We start from the raw sequence: 15,701 nt of genomic DNA, 5'->3' as shown, positions 1-15,701 counted from the left end.
TGACGCTCAGCAGGCAGCGTGGTTCCTTGGGGGAGGGGACACGATGACGGGGTTTGAGATCTTCACCAAACGCATGGTTCCGCTCAAACGCGCCCCATGCATCACCATCCAGAAGCGCGGCGCGATCTCCATCAACAAGTCGGCCTTCCTGGCCCTGGGCGAGCCGGACGCGGTCGAGCTGATGTACGACCGCGCCGAGCACCGCGTCGGGCTACGCGCGGCCGACCCGCGACTCGATCATGCCTATCCGGTCAGGCAGTCCGGTGGCGGCGACAACGGGCCGTTCGTCATCTCGGCGGTCGCGTTCACCCACTTCTACGACATCGACACGTCCCAGTCGTTGCGCTGGGAGGCCCTGCTCATCGACGACGTCCTGTACATCGACCTGGACAGCAAGGCCACGCCGGTCACGAGCAACCGCGCGCACAACGACTGAAACGCATCGCTCAGTCGCCGACGTCGATCAGCACTTTGCCTACCTGTCCGGCGGCCACCGCGCCGTGAGCTTGCGCCGCGTCCTCGAGCGAGAAGTGGTGCAGCGGTAGTCCCGCTTCGGGCCCGACCCGGATCGCTCGGTCCAGCACCGCGTCGGCGATGTCCTCGACGGCCCGCGACTTGGCCGCCGGCGGCGCCGTATAGATGAGGACGAACTGCCACCGGGCGTTGACGACCATCGACGGACGCACCGGCAGGTTGATCGGCTTGCCGCCATCGTCGGCGTAGCAGGCGATCGAGCCGTTGGCGGCGACGACGTCGGCATCGATGCCGACGTTGGCCGCAGCCGCCACCTCCACGATCGTGTTCACCCCGTGGGGGGCCACCTTTCTTATCTCCGGTACAACGTCCTGATTGCGGTAGTTGATCACGACATCGGCGCCGGCGGCGGCGGCGAGTTGACCCTTCGCCGCGCTACTGACCGTGGCGATCACGCGGGCGTCACTCCACCGGGCCAACTGGATCGCGGCATTGCCGACCGCCCCTGCTCCGCCGGCCACCAGAACAACCCGTCCGGCCAGGGCGCCGGGTCCCAGGCGCTTGGGACCGTCCTCGGTCACCGTGAGACAGCGGTGGGCGGTCATGAACGGGATACCCAGGCTGGCCCCGAGGTCGTAACCGGCCCAGTCGGGCAGCGTCGCCACCTGATGCACCGGCACGAGGCAGTACTCGGCGCACGTCCCGTGCGGGCGCTGGTAGGCGGCCTCCCGAATCCAGACGCGCAAGCCCGTCCACGCCGCCTCGACACCGGGGCCGACCGCCTCGACCACACCCGCGCCGTCCTGGCCGGGAGTCTGGGGCGGATCGATCGGGGCGCCTGGGGCTGACCCCTGCCGGGCTTTCCAGTCGGTCGGATTCACTCCGCTGCGGTGCACGCGAACGCGCAGTTGCCCCGGCCCGGGTTCGGGCACGGCCAGATCGACGAGACGCAGGACCGACTCGTCCCCAGTCTCGGAATAGCAGATGGCACGCATTCGCCGACCGTACTCCGGCGCCCGCCTCACGCAAACAGTCCACCCGTGCGGTTACTGCGACGACCACCGGCCCGTCGCACTTCCTCGGCGACCGTGTCTGACACCCATCGCTGGTAGTCCGGACCGAGTTCGGACCGGCCCGCGAACGCCTCGCGGTAGCGGGCGTGCAGCGCTGGATCGTGCTGTGCCAGCCAGCCCAGGAAATGCTCACGTGTCGCGCCCTGCAGATAGAGCGCCCGGCTGCCCACGACCGCGCCACCGGCCCCGGTGACGGCCTCGACGACGTCGCGAAGCTGCTCACGCCGGTCTGACAGGCCGGGCAGCACGGGCGCGATCAGTGCACCGGTGCGGATACCAGCCTGGGCCATCGCCCGGATGGCGTCGATCCGGCGGGCGGGGTGGGGTGCGCCGGGCTCGGTGGCTCTCCACACCTGCACGTCGAGCGTGCCGATGGAGAAGGTCACGCTCACCTCGACCTGCTCGGCGGCAGCGGTCAGCACATCGAGATCACGCATCGGCAGCGCGGACTTCGTCAGGATCGAGAACGGCGTACCGGAGCGGGACAATTCGCCGATGATGCCGCGGGTCAGTCGGTACTTGCCCTCCGCACGCTGATAGGGATCGGTGTTGGTGCCCATGGCCACGTGCTCACGCCGCCAACTCGGGCGCGACAGTTCGACCCGCAGACGCTCGATCGCGTTGACCTTGACCACGATCTTGCGGTCGAAGTCCTCACCCGCCGATAGCCCGAGGTACTCGTGCGAAGGGCGGGCGAAGCAGTAGGTGCAGGCGTGACTGCATCCGCGGTAGGCGTTGATCGTCCAGCCGAAGGGCATCGGCGAGTTGCGCCCGACACGATTCAGGACGGTCTTGGCCGTGACCGGGAGGAATTCCAGCTCCGACAGCCGACCGGTACTGCGCTGCGGGCCGAGCAGCTCCTCGACGCCGAACAGGGCCGGCTGGCCGCCGTGCTCGTCGTCTGCCAGTGCCCAACGCATGACTCATTAGAACATATGTTCTAACCAGACACGCGCCTAGTCGAAGCTGACGTCCTTGGTGGCCACCACGCCGGCCGTCCGACCGGGGGCGGCGTGGTGCTCCCAGTAGAGATTGGTGTGGTCGATGACCTTGTCCGGCGGCGGAGCGCCCCACTCGCTCAGATCCTCGGTCGTGTGCGCATCGGACACCAGAGTCGCGTCGTAACCACGGACGATCGCGCCGTGCAGGGTCGAGCGAATGCACTCGTCGGTCTGGGCGCCGGCGACGACCAGCCTGCCGATGCGGGCCTGAGCCAGCACCTGTTCGAGATCGGTGTCCTCGAAGGAGTCCGGGTAGCGCTTGTGGACGACCGGCTCGGAATCGTGTTGCTCGAGTTCTGCGACATAGCGCCAACCCTCGCTGTCGCGCGGCAGCCCGTCCGAGGAATGCTGGACCCAGACCACGGGCACGCTACGGGCCCGAGCCTGCGCGACCAGGGTCGCGATGTTGGCGACGACGGCGTCCCGGTTGTGGGTACCGGACATGACATCGTTCTGGACGTCGATGACCAACAAGGCGGTGCTGGGGCGATCTGTCAGGGTGCTCATGGCTGGCTTCCTTCCGGTTGTGGTTGCCACGGGGATCCTTCTCACTGCACCGTAGGCCCCACCCCTGACATCGCATCTGCCGCGGCTTCGGCGAGTTCGGCGGCCGCGGGCTAGGGTCGAGTCCACGCCGAGTCGCGGCACCGGATACCGCTGCTCGGCCCGCGGCCAACCGTGCGCCGCCGTCGAGCCCAGCGAGGGGAAGCGTCCCATGAGCGAAGGTGTGCCGGCCGAGCAGCTGTCCGATGAACAGTTGCGCCACGAGCTGGCGGTGTTGAAGGGCAAGCAGGCCGAAATCGAAGCCGGCGGCACGGCCCACCAGAAGGCGAATCACGAACACCGGACGAGCCAGCTGGAAGCGGCGTTCCTGGACCGTTTCGGGAGCAAGGCCCAGAGCCAGACAGGACCCGGTTCGGATGAGCCCTCCCACGCCGAGGAGGCGGACGGGGCCGGCGGGACCGCAATCCCGTCCTGACCTGCGCCGCTACTCCCCCAGCGTGGGATCGTCCTCGGGGTCGAGGTCGCCGTCCGGACGGCCGGGTGGCTCCTCTGCGGCACCCGGAAAGTCGATGGTCGGGTGAGGGTCGGCAGCGGCTCCGGACCGATCATCGTCCCTGGAGTTCTCGCGGGAGTCGTTCGCGTCATCCCTGCGCTGCTCGTACGGTTCGCTCATGCCGGGCCCCTCACGCGCGACGGTGACGTGAGCTGGGTGGTTTCACAGCGATGCCGTCGCGCTCGTCGACGGTACTCCCGGCCGCGGGGGCGCCGGTTACGGCCGGGCGCGCTCGTACTGCGGTGGCCACGCGAGGTCGTCGCCGAGTTCGAAGGCCGCGCGCTGGGGCCAGGACGGTTCGCGCAGGGCGGCTCGTGCGATGAGCACCGCATCCGCCGAGCCCTCGGCCAGGATCTCCTCTGCCTGCTTCGGTTCGGTGATCAGCCCTACGGCGGCGACCGGAAGACCGCTCACCTGCCGGACCCGGCTCGCCAGCGGCACCTGGTATCCGGGACCGACGGGAATCTGCTGGTCGGGACTGTTCCCGCCGCTGGAGACGTCGATCAGGTCCACCCCGCGACTGGCCAGCTGCCGGGCCAGCTCCGCGACCTCGTCGACCTGCAGTCCGCCCGGTACCCAGTCGGTGGCCGACACCCGGACGAACAGCGGCATGCCTTCCGGAATCGTCGACCGGACCGCGTCCACCACGCGTAGCAGCAGTCGCGCGCGACCGTCCAGGTCACCGCCGTACTCGTCCTCGCGGCGGTTGGAAAGCGGGGACAGGAACTGGTGCAGCAGGTAGCCGTGGGCGGCGTGCAGCTCGATGACCTGGAAGCCGGCCTGCACGGCCCGCCGCGCCGCCGCGGCCCAGTCGCCGACCAGCTGGTCGAGTTCGGCGACGTCCAGGGCCGACGGAGCGTCCAGCCCGGGGTAGGCCACCGCGCTCGGTCCACCGGTCAACCAGCCGCCCTCGGACAGTGGGACCGATCCCCGGCCGAGCCACGGCGTGCGGGTGGAGGCCTTCCGGCCGGCGTGGCTCAGCTGGATGCCGGCGACCGCGCCCTGACCGCGGATGAAGGAGGTGATGCGTTCGTAGTCCTGCGCCTGAGCGTCGGACCAGATGCCGGCGTCGGACGGTGAGATCCGGCCCCGCGGGGTGATCGCGGTGGCCTCGGTGATCACCAGGCCCGCACCGCCGCGAGCGAGCGCCCCCAGGTGGACGAGGTGCCAGTCGGTCGGGTGGCCGTCGACGGAGCTGTACTGGCACATCGGTGCCACCCAGGCCCGGTTGCGGAACGTCACGTCGCGCAGGCTCAGTTCGGACAGCAGCAGGCTCATCGGGTTCCGTTCGTCGATCGTGCTCGGGGGTGGCGCGGACTGAGGCGGCGTCATGCTCCAAGCACACCCGCCCCCGAGAGCAACCCGGCACGGTCGCTCGCTGTTCCCCGGATCCGCCCGTTTCCCCTGACTGCGACACGTCCCGTTACGGTGAGCACCGTCAGATCCGCGCAACGAACGGAGCGATCAGGATGCGAATTGCCGGCAGTAGCGCCCTTGTCACCGGCGCCGCCTCGGGCCTCGGCCTGGCCACCGCCCGAGCCCTGACCGAAGCCGGTGCTCAGGTCGTGCGCCTGGATCTGAACGAGCAGGCCGGGTCCGGATCGACCGCCGCGCCCGGCCATTTCGCCCCCGGCGATGTCACCGACCCGGACTCGGTCGCCGCCGCGATCGCGCGCGCCGGCGAGTTGGCTCCGCTGCGGATCGTGGTGAACTGCGCCGGGATCGCGACACCAGGAAAGGTGCTCGGACGTGAGGGTCCGCTCGACCTGCAGCGATTCCGATCCGTGGTCGAGGTCAACCTGATCGGCACGTTCAACGTCGTACGGCTCGCCGCCGAAGCCATCGCCGCGAACGAGGACATCGACGGCGAACGTGGCGTCATCGTCAACACCGCCTCGGTCGCGGCCTTCGACGGACAGATCGGCCAGGCGGCCTACGCCGGCTCGAAGGGCGGCGTGGCCGCGCTGACCCTGCCGATCGCCCGGGAGCTGGCCAGCTCGCGGATCCGCGTCGTGGCCATCGCTCCCGGCCTGTTCAACACGCCGATGATGGCCGGATTGCCCGACGCGGCCAGGGAATCGTTGGCACAGCAGGTACCGCATCCGTCCCGGCTGGGCGAGCCTTCGGAGTTCGCCGCGCTGGTCCGCCACATCGTGGAGAACCCGATGCTCAACGGTGAGGTCATCCGGCTCGACGGGGCGATCCGGATGGCTGCGCGCTGAGCTTCACCGGGTCGTCGACCGGTTCGGCAGCGCGGGTCTCACCCCGAGAGTGTCACGCCGTCTTCGGCGGCCACGACGATCCGACGGCGGCGGCATAGAGCCACGCGCGCTCCGAGGCGGCCAACGGCGCCGGGCCGAGCTGGTCGGTCGGCGAACCGAGCGCGCGTGCGGCGAGCAGATGACCCAGCCGGCACGAGGCCTGTGCGCCCAGTCCCCGCAGCCGGCCGCAGAGCCAACCGGCCGCGAAGGCATCCCCGGCGCCGATGGGTTCCACCACCGCCACGGGTAGCGCGGGCACGACTTGGGCCTGGTCTCCCTCGTAGAAGCTGAACGCCGCGAGGGCACCGTCCTTGACGACGAGTTCGCCCCGCTGACCAAGCAGGGCACGGATCTCGGCCGGCGACTCGGTTCCCCAGACCTCGGCGGCCTCGTCCCGGCCGACGAACACGACATCGGCCTGCGCAGCCAGCTCACGCAACTCGGTCGCCGCCGCACCCGCTGGGTGCGACCGCCACAGCGCGGGACGGTAGTTGACGTCGAAGCACACCGCTACGCCGGCCGCCGGGGCCGCCGTCATCGCATGGCGCACCGCCGCCCGGCAACTGTCCGACAAGGCGGGGGTGATACCGGTGAGGAACAGCATCCGGGGACGATGTGACAGCGCACGATCGACGTCCTCGGTCGACATCGTCGAGGCCGCCGAGCCGTCGCGGTAGTAATAGACGCTCGAACCGGCCGGAGCGGGATCCTTGACGAACATCCCGGTCCGGCGCGGCTGGCGGCGTACCCCCGAAACGTCCACCCCGGACGCGGCCACCGCCGCCAGGACCCGGTCGCCGATCGGGTCGGTGCCCAGCCGGCTGACCCAGCCGACGGCTACCTCCAGCTGTGCCAGGGCCTGCGCCACGTTGGACTCGGAGCCGGCGGTGAACAGCCGAAACTCCAGGGCCCCGGACAGCGATCCGTCGACGGGCACCAGCTGGGCCATCGTCTCGCCGAGACAGACGACGTCCGGTCGGGCCATCACGCGACCTGGGTGCGGTCTCGACCTGCGCGCTTGGCCTGGTAGAGGGCGGTGTCGGCGCGCCGAAGCGCCGCCTCGATGGTTTCGCCATCGCCGGTGCTGGCATAGCCGATGCTGCAGGTCTGGTGGTCGGGAACGCACCGGCGCACCCGCTCCAACACGTACCTGGCTTGTTCGGCGTCGCAGTCGGGAAGCGCGATCACGAATTCCTCGCCGCCCCATCGGGCCAGGACGTCCACCTCGCGCAGCGCCCCGGCGGCAGCCCGGGTGAAGGCCACGAGCAGGGCATCGCCGGCATCGTGGCCGTAGCGGTCGTTGAACGCCTTGAAGCGGTCCAGGTCCGCGATCGCAACGGTCACCGGGCTGCCAGAGCGCCGGCGAGCGGCCTCCAGCCCCGCGGTGCGGATGTCCCAGCCACGCCGGTTGGGCAGCGCGGTCAGCGGATCGGTCGCCGCGAGCCGCTCGAGTTCGGCGACGAGCGCGGCGTGCGCGAGGGCGATGCCGGCCTGGTCGGCCAGCAGGCCGACCGCGGTCGGCGGGGTGGAGGGAACATCGGCCGCGGGATCCGTCCAGCCCGCGATGAGCACGCCCGTCACGTCCTCGCGCGCGGCGATGGGCACGAACAGCATTGCGTGGGCCCCCGTCGCCGCCGCGGCGACCGGGGACACCAGCGGGTGGTTCGCGACGTCGGAGATGAACAGCGGCTGGCCGGTCAGGTAGGCGATCGCGGTCGCCGACGAGGTGTCTACCGGCATCCGGAAGCCCAGGTAGCTCGGATCGGTGGATGCGCTGATCACCAGTTCGGCCCCGCCGGTTTCGGCGGCCCTGGTTTCGGCGGCCCTGGTTTCGGCGACCCTTGTTTCGGCGACCCTGGTTTCGGCGGCGCCGGTTTCGGCGACCCTGGTTTCGGTCGGGGCGGCCGCCTCGGCCCGCTGCACCGGCTCGGCCAGGCTGCCGAAGTCGGCACCGGCGAGCTCGCTGAGGACGGTGACGATCGTCGTGCGGGCATCGCCGCCGTCCTGGATGCTGCGCATCACCCGGGCGAGACCGTCGAGACTGGCCGAGACATCGCCGGTTGCCTGAGCCGCCAGCCGCTCCTCGGTGATGTCGTACATGTGGGCCAGCGTCCACTCCGCACCGGCCGGGCCCTCGACATGGCTGATCTGCAGACGCGCCCAGCGAACGGAGCCGTCCGGGCGCACGAAGCGTTTGTCCACCCGAAGCACACCGTCGCCGGCGAACCGGATGGCCTGCCCGGCCCGCCCGTGCTGTCCGAGGTCGTCGGGGTGGGTGAATTCGCGGCTGCTGCGTCCCAGGAGCTGGTCCTCGGTTCGCCCCAGCAGCCGGCAGACGCGCTCGTTGACGGCGACATAGTGGCCCAGCTCGTCGGCCACCGCCACGCCGGCCGGGGCATGGCGAAAGGCGACGCCGGCCAGTTCCCACGCTGCGACGGGCTCAGCAGAATCCGAGCGGTACCCGGACGTCATACCCACTCCTCATCCGCACTCGCTGTCTGATGCGCGGTTACTTCCTATGTCGGCAAGCGCCGGCGAATCGTAAGCGGGACGAGGCCCGCATTCCAGGACCCGGCACCACCCTCCGGCCCGGACGAGCGCTCATCGTGTCACAAACGTCCACTCCCCTTTCAGGTCGATCCGATCCACGTCAACTCCGACTGCGTACTACCCCGCGCCGCGCTTCCTCCGAGATGCCCGTTCCGCTATAAAACGTCCATGATCAACACCGCGGCCTCGGCCAGCTTTAGCGTCAGCAGCCCGATTTTCTGGATTATCGGGGTCGTGATCTTCGTGTTCATGGTGGTGGACGTAGCTCGTTCGCAGGCCACCGTCGGCGCCAAGGTCGGCTGGATCATCTTCTCGTTCTTCTGCACCATCCTCGCGCTGATCGTGTGGCTGATCTGGGGCCGCCGCAAGGCCTACCGCGGCGCGATGTAACGGCGGTCGAAGCGCGGCGACAACGCGTAACGCAACAGCGCCACGTCGCCGATGCGGCAGACCTCGGCCAGCTCGGCCCGGCGCTCGTCCGTCCACGGGAAGCGTCCGTCGCCGACGAACCGATTCGCGCGCGAGTCACCGACGAACAACGGGGCGAGCACCAGCTGCAACTCATCCGCCAGGTCTTCGACCAGGAACTGGGTGTGGACCGATCCCCCACCCTCGACCATCAGTCGCCGCACTCCGCGGGCGTGGAGGTCCTCGCTCAGCTCTCGCATGCGCACCACGCCTCCGGCTTCGACGACGGTGGCGACCGACGACAGTCGGGCTCGGGCCTCCGGCGCGCAACCGTGGCTGGCGTAGACGAGTTTCATGCCGTCGCCGGCGGTGAAGAAGTTGGCCTCGGCGTCCAGCTTTGCGCAGCCGGTGACGGTCACCTTGACCGGCGAGGGCGGACGTCCTTGCGCGATGCGTTCGGCCCGCCGCTCGGGTGAGCGCACCAGCAGCCTCGGGTTGTCGTTGCGCACGGTCCCCGCCCCGACCAGGATCGCGTCCGCGTCCGCCCTGACCTGATCCACACGATCCAGATCAGCCTTGTTCGACAGGGGTAATCGCTTGACGACAGCACTGTCGAGGTAGCCGTCCAGGGACATGCTGCAGCTGAGCAGTGTGTAGGGACGCTCAGCCACGCACGCTCACCTCCTCGCGCACCCGCTCCCGGTCGGCCGCCGGCTCCGTTTCCGGCGCTGTCGCGCGCTCCGGCTCGGGCCTCCGGGCGATTCCGGTGAGGAGAACGGCGGCGCCGGGAAGGGCGGCAACGGCAACCATCACACCGTAGACCGTCGCCGTGGCGACCCCGGCCGCCGCGGGCAGTCCGGCCGCCGCGAACACCGAGGCGGCCGCCCCCTCCCGGGCCCCCCAGCCGGCGACGTTGGCCGGGATCGCCATCGCGACCAGCACGAGCATCGCCAACGGCACCAGCTCGAACCAGGGACGTTGGACCCCGGCGGTGCGCGCCGCGAGCAGGAAGGTCGCGACATGGCCGATCACCGCGATCGAGGACCCGAACAGGACCGCCGGCCACCAACGGAAGCCACTGGGATCTGTTCGCCGCCGCAGTGCGGTGAGCACCACGACCATGGCCAGCACAGCGACGCCGAGTGCGACCAACACCCACCAGCGTCGAAGCGGCGAGGGAAGGACCAGCAGGGCGAGGACCGCCAGCCCGAGCTGGACCACCTGCCCGGAGGTGCGTTCCCAGAACACCGCCTGCAGACCCCGGGCGCGATTGTGTTGGGACTGCCCGTGCGACAGCCCGCGATGCACATCGCCCAGCACTCCACCGGGAAGAATCGTGTTGAGCAACTGCGAGCGGTAGCAGGCGAGGACCGCCGTGGACAGACCCAGTTGCAGGCCGAGGGCTCGAGCGATCACCGCCCACCGCCAGGCCGCGGCCACGGTCGAGACGATCGCGATGAGCCCGGCGACGACAAGGCAGGTGGGCGTGATCCGGGCGAGGCCGTCCAGGAACGGTGCCGGTCCCAGGATCAAGAACAGACCGGTCGTGACGGCGGCGCCGCTCAGCAACGACAGCCACCGCCGCGGGAATGACCACCGGACGGGTAACGAAGGCCGAAGCGCTGCACCCATGCTTACCTCGTTCCCGCAGTTGTGGCCGTCTTGTGCACGCATACGGGGCGCGGCCGAGGTTCGGTTCAGCGAGGCGCGAGCACGTCACCGACCTGTCGCACCGTCTCGTCCCAGCCGGTCAGTTCGCCACGACGGCGGCGCGCGGCCGAGCGCCAGCGACGTCGAATTCCGGGCTCGCTCAGCCATCCCGACAGCGCGGCGGCCAGCGCGCCCGGGTCGCCTTCGGGCACCAGCAGGCCCGCCCGATCCACGCCCGTCGGGTCTCCGATGGCCTCACCCACACCGCCGACCGCTGAGGCCACGACCGGCACACCCCGAGCCAGCGCCTCGGTGATCACCATCCCGTACGTCTCGTACCGGGAGGGCAGCAGCAACAGGTCGGCGTGGGCGTATTCGCGCTCCAGCGCGGCCGGGGTGCGCGGCCCCACCAGCCGGACCCGCCCGCACAGGCCGGCGGTGTCCACAGCCGCCGACACCGCCGCCACGAAGGCCCGATCACGATCCAGCGGACCGACCAGCCGGCAGTGCCAGGGCGCTCCCGCCGGCCCGGCCCGCTGTGCGAGTTCGGCCAGCGCGGCGATCAACACGTCCTGCCCCTTGCCGGGCGTCACCGCCGCCACGCAGAGCAAGCGGGTTCCCTCGGCGGTCTGCTCCGCGCCGGGCGCCGCGTCGACGCCGGGGCGAGCCACCACAACCCGATCGGCCGCCAAGCCGTAGCGCGTCATCAGCCAGGCCCGCGTCCATTCGCTCGTGGTGATCACCGAGTCAGCCGCGGTCAGCACCTCACGTTCGCCGGGCTCGGCTGCCGGCTGCCGGTGCGCCACGGGCAGGTGGACGAGCACGATCAGCCGCTGGCGCGCCACGGCCGGAATTAGTTCCGACGCCGAGGTGCCGGCGATCAGGCCGTCGAGGAGCAGGGTCGCGCCGTCGGGAACGGCGGCGACGATCCCGCCCAGCTCGCGGCGCGCGCTCGGATCAGGCCACGGCCACGCCCCTCGGACCGGGTGGACCGTCACGTCCCGGCCGGATGCCGCCAAGCCCGCACACACCCGCTGGTCGTAGCGATTGCCGCCGCTCGGGCGCAGCGGGTCGTCGAAGGAATCCGGCACCACCACATGGACCGCGGGTGCGGAGGTCACAGGGCGCGCTCGTAACTGGCCCAGGCGACGTGGGACTCGTGCAGCGTGACGACCAGGCCGCTCAGCCCGTTCGTGCCGCTCGTCCCGTCCGTGTCGTTCGTATCGTTCGTGTCGTTCGTGTCGTTCGTCGCAGCAGCGTTCCCCCCTAGTTCACCGCGGCAAACCCGCTCGGCCAGCCGGTCGCCGATGACCTGGGCCAACGCCTCGGTCGTGGTGTTCATCCCGGCGAAGTCGGCTTCGTCGTCGAGGTTGCGATAGTTCAGCTCGCTCAGCACCTGCCGCAACTGTTCGGCGGCCAGGCCGATGTCCACGACCACGTTGTCAGCGTCCAGCCGCGACCGGCGGAAGGTGGCGTCGACGACGTACGTGGCGCCGTGCAGCCGCTGGGCCGGTCCGAAACCGGCTCCGCTGAAGCTGTGCGCGATCATCACGTGATCACGAACCGTGACGCTGAACAATGGATCATCCCTTCCCAGGAGCGTCGCTGGTGCCGTAGCTGATCACCGGGACGGGCGCACCGTGGCCGCCGGCCGCCAGCGCGCTGAACAGCGACGGCAGTTGCCCGAAGTCCACCGGCTCGCCCAGGAGAGCGTCGAAGGCCGGATCGGCGAGCAGCTCCAGAGCCAGCTGGAGCCGGTCGGCCGAGCTTCGCCGGTCCCGGCGGGCCGGAGCCACCCGGCCGACCTGGCTGGAGCGGATCGCCAGCCGCCCCGAATGGAAGTGGCCGCCGAGCCGGAGGGTGAGCTCGCCGTCGCCGTACCAGCTGAGCTCGATCACTTCGCCCTCGTCGGCCAGCAGGTCCAGGCACAGCTGCAAACCCTGCCCGCTCCCGCTGGTGTGAAAGACCAGATCGCGTTGCCCGGTCGCCGCGGCCGGCCGCCGGAACCTCACACCGAGCGCGTCGGCCACGGCGGCTCGTTCCGCGTCGAGGTCGATCAGTTCGACGTCCACGCCGGGCATCAGGGCCAGCAGCCGGGCCACGCAGCAGCCGACCATGCCGGCCCCGACCACGCTCGCCCGATCCCCGATCAGGGGCCGCGCATCCCACAGGGCGTTGACCGCGGTCTCGACGGTGCCGGCCAGTACGGCTCGGGCCGGTGGAACCGACTCGGGCACCACCGTCACGGCCGCGGCCGGCACCACGTAGACGCTCTGATGGGGGTACAGGCAGAAGACGGTTCGCCCCAGCAACCGTTGCACCCCGCCCGTGACGAGGCCGACGTTGAGGTAGCCGTACTTGACCGGACCGGGAAAGTCCCCCTCCTGAAAGGGAGCGCGCATCCTGCCGTATTCAGAGGGCGGCACTCGCCCGGCGTGCACGAGCAACTCGGTGCCCCGGCTGATGGCCGAGAACATGGTCTGGACGCGCACCTCGTCCGGGCCCGGCTCGGGCAGCGCGACGGACCGCAACTCCCCTTCGCCAACGGCCGAAAGCCAGAAGGCGCGCGCTGAATCGCCCATCTCCACCCTCCCGCGCCGCGTGATCGCAAACCTACGCCGGCGCTGCTGGCGACCAGCGGTTTTCGAAGCGGTGAACCGTAGCCCCTCGCCGCCCGTCTTCAGATGCTGTACGGGAAACGGAGGTCAGATGCGGACGGTTCGACGCCTGCGGCCGGATCCGACGGTCGTGGCCTTCCTCGCGATCGGGCCCGGGTTTCAGTGCCTCGTCCTGGGCAGCGTCGCCGGCCTGGTCGGACTGAGCTCGGCCGGGTGGCTGGCCGGTCTCGGCTGCGCCGCCACCGTGGACAGCCTGTTGCGCCGAGGTCTGACGCGGTCGGGGTCGCTCATCCTCGGGCCGGCCAACCGGGTGACGCTGATCCGGGCCGGGATCGTCGGGGCCATCGCCGCGCTGATCGTCGAGACCGGCGCCGACCCGGCCACGCGCCCCGGTGCACTGGCGGTGCTGCTGTTCCTCGCCGTGCTCGCCCAGATCCTCGACGCCGTCGACGGGCAGGTCGCCCGCCGCACCGGGACGGTCACGCCGCTGGGCGCCCGCTTTGACATGGAGGTCGACGCCTTCCTGATCTTCCTCCTGAGTGTGGCCGTGTCCCGATCGGTCGGGTGGTGGGTGCTGGCGATCGGGCTGGCTCGCTACGGCTATGTCGCGGCCGGCTGGGTGTTGCCCTGGCTGCAACGCGTGGTGCCTGCGCGGTACTGGCGCAAGACGGTGGCCGCCGTCCAGGCGATCACGCTGACCGTCGCGGTGTCCGGGCTGCTTTCCGCCTCTGTGGTCACCGGCGCCGTGCTCATCGCGTTGGCCCTGTTGGCGGAGTCGTTCGGCCGCGACGTCTGGTGGCAATGGCGACAGCGCACCTGGCAGGACGTTGGCCAGCCACACCGCTACCCGACCATCGGTCTGGACCCCCGCTGGCGCCCGGCCGCGCGTCATACCGCAACCGTCCTCGCGCTGGTGCTGGTCTGGTTCGCTCTGGTGTCGCCGGTGCAGCTGAGCCGGCTGCAGCTGGCCGCGTTCCTGCGTATCCCGGCCGAAGGCCTGGTGCTGACGGCACTGGCCTTGTGGCTGCGACCCCGGGCACGCCGTGCGGTGAGCGTGCTGGCCGGGCTCCTGCTCGGGGTGTTGGCAACGGTGAAGGTGTGCGATCTCGCCGTGTACGCATTCTTCGACCGGGCCTTCAACCCCATCACGGACTGGGGAAACCTGCCTCCGGCCCTCAGCTCCCTCGGCGATTCCTTCGGCCGGCCCGTCGCCGTCGGAGCCGCGGTCGCGGCGGTCGTCCTCGTGCTGATCCTCCTCCTGGGCATGGTCGCGGCGTGCTGGCGACTGGGCGCCCTCATCGCGCGGCATCCTCGGCCGGTGCGTCGCGTGGCGCTGGCCTCGACCGCGGTCTGGATGGCGTGCGCGCTGACGGGCGTGCAGATCGTGCGCGACGCCCCGCTTGCGTCGACGAGTGCCACCGGGCTCGTGGCCGACCAGGTGAGTGCCGTCCGCGTCGGGCTGTCGGACCGTCGCGCGTTCGCCGAGGCGGTGGCCAACGATTCCTACCGCAGCCGCACGGGTGATCAACTGCTCAACGGCCTGCGCGGCAAGGACGTGGTGATCGCCTTCGTCGAGAGCTACGGCCGCGTTGCGGTTCAGGGTTCGGAGCTGTCCAGCGGGGTCGATCGCGTGCTGCGAGCCGGCACGGCGTCGCTGCAACGTGCCGGATTCGGCGCCCGGAGCGCCTTCCTGACGTCGCCGACGTTCGGCGGCATCAGCTGGCTCGCGCACTCGTCCCTGCAGTCGGGACTCTGGATCGACAACCAGCAGCGGTACAACGAGCTCGTCGGTGGGAATCGCTTCACCCTCAGCGACGCCTTCGCCCGCGCCGGCTGGCGCACCGTCGGTGACGTCCCGTCCAACCAGCAGGACTGGCCCCAGGCCCGCAGCTTCTATCATTACGACGCGCTCTACGATGCCCGCAATGTCGGCTACCGTGGGCCCGGCTTCAGCTACGCGACGATGCCCGACCAATACATCCTGTCGGCCTTTGCCCGCAACGAACTCGCGCTGCAGGACCGGCCCGCGGTGATGGCCGAGATCGACCTGGTGTCCTCGCACGAACCCTGGGCGCCGTTGCCGCGGCTGGTGCCGTGGGATCGGATCGGTGACGGATCGGTGTTCACCGGGATGCCTCAACAGGGGCCGTCCCGCACGGCGGTGTGGCGCAGCGCCGGCGGCGTCCGTCAGGCCTACGGGCGATCGATCGAGTACTCGCTGGCCAGCCTGGTGCAATTCGTGGAGAACGTTCACGACGACAACCTGGTGCTGCTGTTGTTGGGCGATCATCAGCCGGCCACCATTGTCAGTGGCAGCGGCGCCAGCCACGACGTACCGATCACGGTGGTGGCTCACGATCCTGCCGTCCTTGAGCGCATCCACAGCTGGGGATGGCAGTCTGGGCTGCTCCCCGATCCCAGCGCGCCGGTGTGGCGGATGGATTCCTTCCGCGACCGTTTCCTCGCCGCCTACGCCCGCTGACCCCACGTTGACGTTGCCCTTGTTGCCGGCCACCCCACGTTGAGGTTGCCCTTGTTGCCGGCCACCCCACGTTGACGTTGCCCTTGTTGCCGGCCACCCCACGTTGACGTTGCCGTTGTGGCGAATG

At 70.3% G+C, this 15,701-nt stretch carries 17 protein-coding genes; 5 read left to right on the top strand and 12 right to left on the bottom strand.

The features are described 5' to 3' along the window. Positions 1 to 43 precede the first annotated feature (43 nt). On the top strand, positions 44 to 436 hold the full coding sequence (locus M6D93_RS05235) for a hypothetical protein (RefSeq protein ID WP_249773306.1): 393 nt from the start codon (positions 44 to 46) through the stop codon (positions 434 to 436). Between the two features lie 10 nt (positions 437 to 446). Here the strand turns inward: M6D93_RS05235 and M6D93_RS05230 are convergent, their stop codons facing one another. Genes M6D93_RS05230 through M6D93_RS05220 form a run of 3 tightly spaced genes read right to left on the bottom strand, consistent with a single transcriptional unit; the run spans position 447 to position 3,055 of the window. Beyond that, positions 447 to 1,469: an NADPH:quinone reductase gene (locus tag M6D93_RS05230; protein WP_249773305.1), complete on the bottom strand. Its 1,023-nt coding sequence runs from the start codon at positions 1,467 to 1,469 to the stop codon at positions 447 to 449. A 26-nt stretch (positions 1,470 to 1,495) separates the two neighbouring features. Further along, positions 1,496 to 2,467, bottom strand: coding sequence for a radical SAM protein (locus M6D93_RS05225; protein WP_249773304.1), 972 nt, complete (start codon positions 2,465 to 2,467; stop codon positions 1,496 to 1,498). 36 nt (positions 2,468 to 2,503) lie between these two features. Further along, positions 2,504 to 3,055 (bottom strand): cysteine hydrolase family protein, encoded by a 552-nt coding sequence (locus tag M6D93_RS05220; protein WP_249773303.1) that lies wholly within the window; start codon positions 3,053 to 3,055, stop codon positions 2,504 to 2,506. Between the two features lie 208 nt (positions 3,056 to 3,263). Here M6D93_RS05220 and M6D93_RS05215 point away from each other — a divergent pair, with 208 nt between their 5' ends. Next, positions 3,264 to 3,527 (top strand): DUF6158 family protein, encoded by a 264-nt coding sequence (locus M6D93_RS05215; protein WP_249773302.1) that lies wholly within the window; start codon positions 3,264 to 3,266, stop codon positions 3,525 to 3,527. A 9-nt stretch (positions 3,528 to 3,536) separates the two neighbouring features. On the opposite strand, the gene M6D93_RS05210 is transcribed toward M6D93_RS05215, so the two are convergent. Both M6D93_RS05210 and M6D93_RS05205 read right to left on the bottom strand, forming a co-directional pair. Then, positions 3,537 to 3,725, bottom strand: a complete 189-nt coding sequence (locus M6D93_RS05210) for a hypothetical protein (RefSeq protein ID WP_249773301.1) — start codon at positions 3,723 to 3,725, stop codon at positions 3,537 to 3,539. Between the two features lie 96 nt (positions 3,726 to 3,821). Beyond that, complete coding sequence (locus tag M6D93_RS05205) at positions 3,822 to 4,883, bottom strand: NADH:flavin oxidoreductase/NADH oxidase (protein WP_347343545.1); 1,062 nt, start codon at positions 4,881 to 4,883, stop codon at positions 3,822 to 3,824. 191 nt (positions 4,884 to 5,074) lie between these two features. Between M6D93_RS05205 and M6D93_RS05200 the strand changes: the two genes are divergently transcribed. After that, positions 5,075 to 5,827, top strand: coding sequence for an SDR family NAD(P)-dependent oxidoreductase (locus M6D93_RS05200; RefSeq protein WP_249773299.1), 753 nt, complete (start codon positions 5,075 to 5,077; stop codon positions 5,825 to 5,827). Positions 5,828 to 5,879: 52 nt separating this feature from the next. Here M6D93_RS05200 and M6D93_RS05195 read toward each other — a convergent pair whose 3' ends face one another. Both M6D93_RS05195 and M6D93_RS05190 read right to left on the bottom strand, forming a co-directional pair. Then, on the bottom strand, positions 5,880 to 6,851 hold the full coding sequence (locus tag M6D93_RS05195) for a sugar kinase (protein ID WP_249773298.1): 972 nt from the start codon (positions 6,849 to 6,851) through the stop codon (positions 5,880 to 5,882). Then, positions 6,851 to 8,338 carry a sensor domain-containing diguanylate cyclase gene (locus M6D93_RS05190; protein ID WP_249773297.1) on the bottom strand — a complete coding sequence of 496 codons (1,488 nt, stop codon included), beginning with the start codon at positions 8,336 to 8,338 and terminating at the stop codon, positions 6,851 to 6,853. Before M6D93_RS05190 ends, M6D93_RS05195 begins: the two co-directional genes overlap by 1 nt. A 246-nt stretch (positions 8,339 to 8,584) precedes the next feature. On the opposite strand from M6D93_RS05190, the gene M6D93_RS05185 reads away from it, so the two are divergent. Continuing rightward, entirely contained in the window at positions 8,585 to 8,806 is a 222-nt protein-coding gene (locus M6D93_RS05185; RefSeq protein ID WP_249773296.1) for a PLDc N-terminal domain-containing protein, read from the top strand. Here M6D93_RS05185 and M6D93_RS05180 read toward each other — a convergent pair. The 5 genes from M6D93_RS05180 to M6D93_RS05160 all read right to left on the bottom strand — a co-directional run bounded on the left by M6D93_RS05180 (position 8,788) and on the right by M6D93_RS05160 (position 13,056). Beyond that, positions 8,788 to 9,495 (bottom strand): RibD family protein, encoded by a 708-nt coding sequence (locus M6D93_RS05180; protein ID WP_249773295.1) that lies wholly within the window; start codon positions 9,493 to 9,495, stop codon positions 8,788 to 8,790. The two genes, M6D93_RS05185 and M6D93_RS05180, sit on opposite strands and share 19 nt — an antisense overlap. Further along, positions 9,488 to 10,456 carry a lysylphosphatidylglycerol synthase domain-containing protein gene (locus tag M6D93_RS05175; RefSeq protein ID WP_249773294.1) on the bottom strand — a complete coding sequence of 323 codons (969 nt, stop codon included), beginning with the start codon at positions 10,454 to 10,456 and terminating at the stop codon, positions 9,488 to 9,490. The genes M6D93_RS05180 and M6D93_RS05175 overlap by 8 nt, the downstream gene beginning before the upstream one ends. Before the next feature lie 65 nt (positions 10,457 to 10,521). Beyond that, positions 10,522 to 11,595, bottom strand: coding sequence for a glycosyltransferase family 4 protein (locus tag M6D93_RS05170; RefSeq protein WP_249773293.1), 1,074 nt, complete (start codon positions 11,593 to 11,595; stop codon positions 10,522 to 10,524). Then, the gene (locus tag M6D93_RS05165; RefSeq protein ID WP_249773292.1) at positions 11,592 to 12,053 is read right to left on the bottom strand and encodes a 6-pyruvoyl trahydropterin synthase family protein; all 462 of its coding nucleotides are present in this window, start codon (positions 12,051 to 12,053) and stop codon (positions 11,592 to 11,594) included. Before M6D93_RS05165 ends, M6D93_RS05170 begins: the two co-directional genes overlap by 4 nt. A gap of 4 nt (positions 12,054 to 12,057) precedes the next feature. Then, entirely contained in the window at positions 12,058 to 13,056 is a 999-nt protein-coding gene (locus M6D93_RS05160) for a zinc-dependent alcohol dehydrogenase (RefSeq protein WP_249773291.1), read from the bottom strand. A 127-nt stretch (positions 13,057 to 13,183) separates the two neighbouring features. On the opposite strand from M6D93_RS05160, the gene M6D93_RS05155 reads away from it, so the two are divergent. Then, on the top strand, positions 13,184 to 15,574 hold the full coding sequence (locus tag M6D93_RS05155; RefSeq protein ID WP_249773290.1) for a CDP-alcohol phosphatidyltransferase family protein: 2,391 nt from the start codon (positions 13,184 to 13,186) through the stop codon (positions 15,572 to 15,574). The last annotated feature ends 127 nt before the right edge of the window (positions 15,575 to 15,701 follow it).

Origin of the sequence: Jatrophihabitans telluris (assembly GCF_023516435.1) — a bacterium.
Taxonomy (GTDB): domain Bacteria; phylum Actinomycetota; class Actinomycetes; order Mycobacteriales; family Jatrophihabitantaceae; genus Jatrophihabitans_A; species Jatrophihabitans_A telluris.
Note: the sequence above shows the minus strand (reverse complement) of the source record. Positions and strands in the feature narration are given on the sequence as shown.

What these genes read in the sequence shown, in the direction of transcription:
- M6D93_RS05205 (WP_347343545.1), bottom strand. Translation starts at nt 4,883, where the DNA reads ATGAGCCTGCTGCTGTCCGAACTGAGCCTGCGCGACGTGACGTTCCGC.
- M6D93_RS05200 (WP_249773299.1), top strand. Translation starts at nt 5,075, where the DNA reads ATGCGAATTGCCGGCAGTAGCGCCCTTGTCACCGGCGCCGCCTCGGGC.
- M6D93_RS05230 (WP_249773305.1), bottom strand. Translation starts at nt 1,469, where the DNA reads ATGCGTGCCATCTGCTATTCCGAGACTGGGGACGAGTCGGTCCTGCGT.
- M6D93_RS05185 (WP_249773296.1), top strand. Translation starts at nt 8,585, where the DNA reads ATGATCAACACCGCGGCCTCGGCCAGCTTTAGCGTCAGCAGCCCGATT.
- M6D93_RS05160 (WP_249773291.1), bottom strand. Translation starts at nt 13,056, where the DNA reads ATGGGCGATTCAGCGCGCGCCTTCTGGCTTTCGGCCGTTGGCGAAGGG.
- M6D93_RS05215 (WP_249773302.1), top strand. Translation starts at nt 3,264, where the DNA reads ATGAGCGAAGGTGTGCCGGCCGAGCAGCTGTCCGATGAACAGTTGCGC.
- M6D93_RS05220 (WP_249773303.1), bottom strand. Translation starts at nt 3,055, where the DNA reads ATGAGCACCCTGACAGATCGCCCCAGCACCGCCTTGTTGGTCATCGAC.
- M6D93_RS05190 (WP_249773297.1), bottom strand. Translation starts at nt 8,338, where the DNA reads ATGACGTCCGGGTACCGCTCGGATTCTGCTGAGCCCGTCGCAGCGTGG.
- M6D93_RS05225 (WP_249773304.1), bottom strand. Translation starts at nt 2,467, where the DNA reads ATGCGTTGGGCACTGGCAGACGACGAGCACGGCGGCCAGCCGGCCCTG.
- M6D93_RS05155 (WP_249773290.1), top strand. Translation starts at nt 13,184, where the DNA reads ATGCGGACGGTTCGACGCCTGCGGCCGGATCCGACGGTCGTGGCCTTC.
- M6D93_RS05235 (WP_249773306.1), top strand. Translation starts at nt 44, where the DNA reads ATGACGGGGTTTGAGATCTTCACCAAACGCATGGTTCCGCTCAAACGC.
- M6D93_RS05175 (WP_249773294.1), bottom strand. Translation starts at nt 10,456, where the DNA reads ATGGGTGCAGCGCTTCGGCCTTCGTTACCCGTCCGGTGGTCATTCCCG.
- M6D93_RS05210 (WP_249773301.1), bottom strand. Translation starts at nt 3,725, where the DNA reads ATGAGCGAACCGTACGAGCAGCGCAGGGATGACGCGAACGACTCCCGC.
- M6D93_RS05195 (WP_249773298.1), bottom strand. Translation starts at nt 6,851, where the DNA reads ATGGCCCGACCGGACGTCGTCTGTCTCGGCGAGACGATGGCCCAGCTG.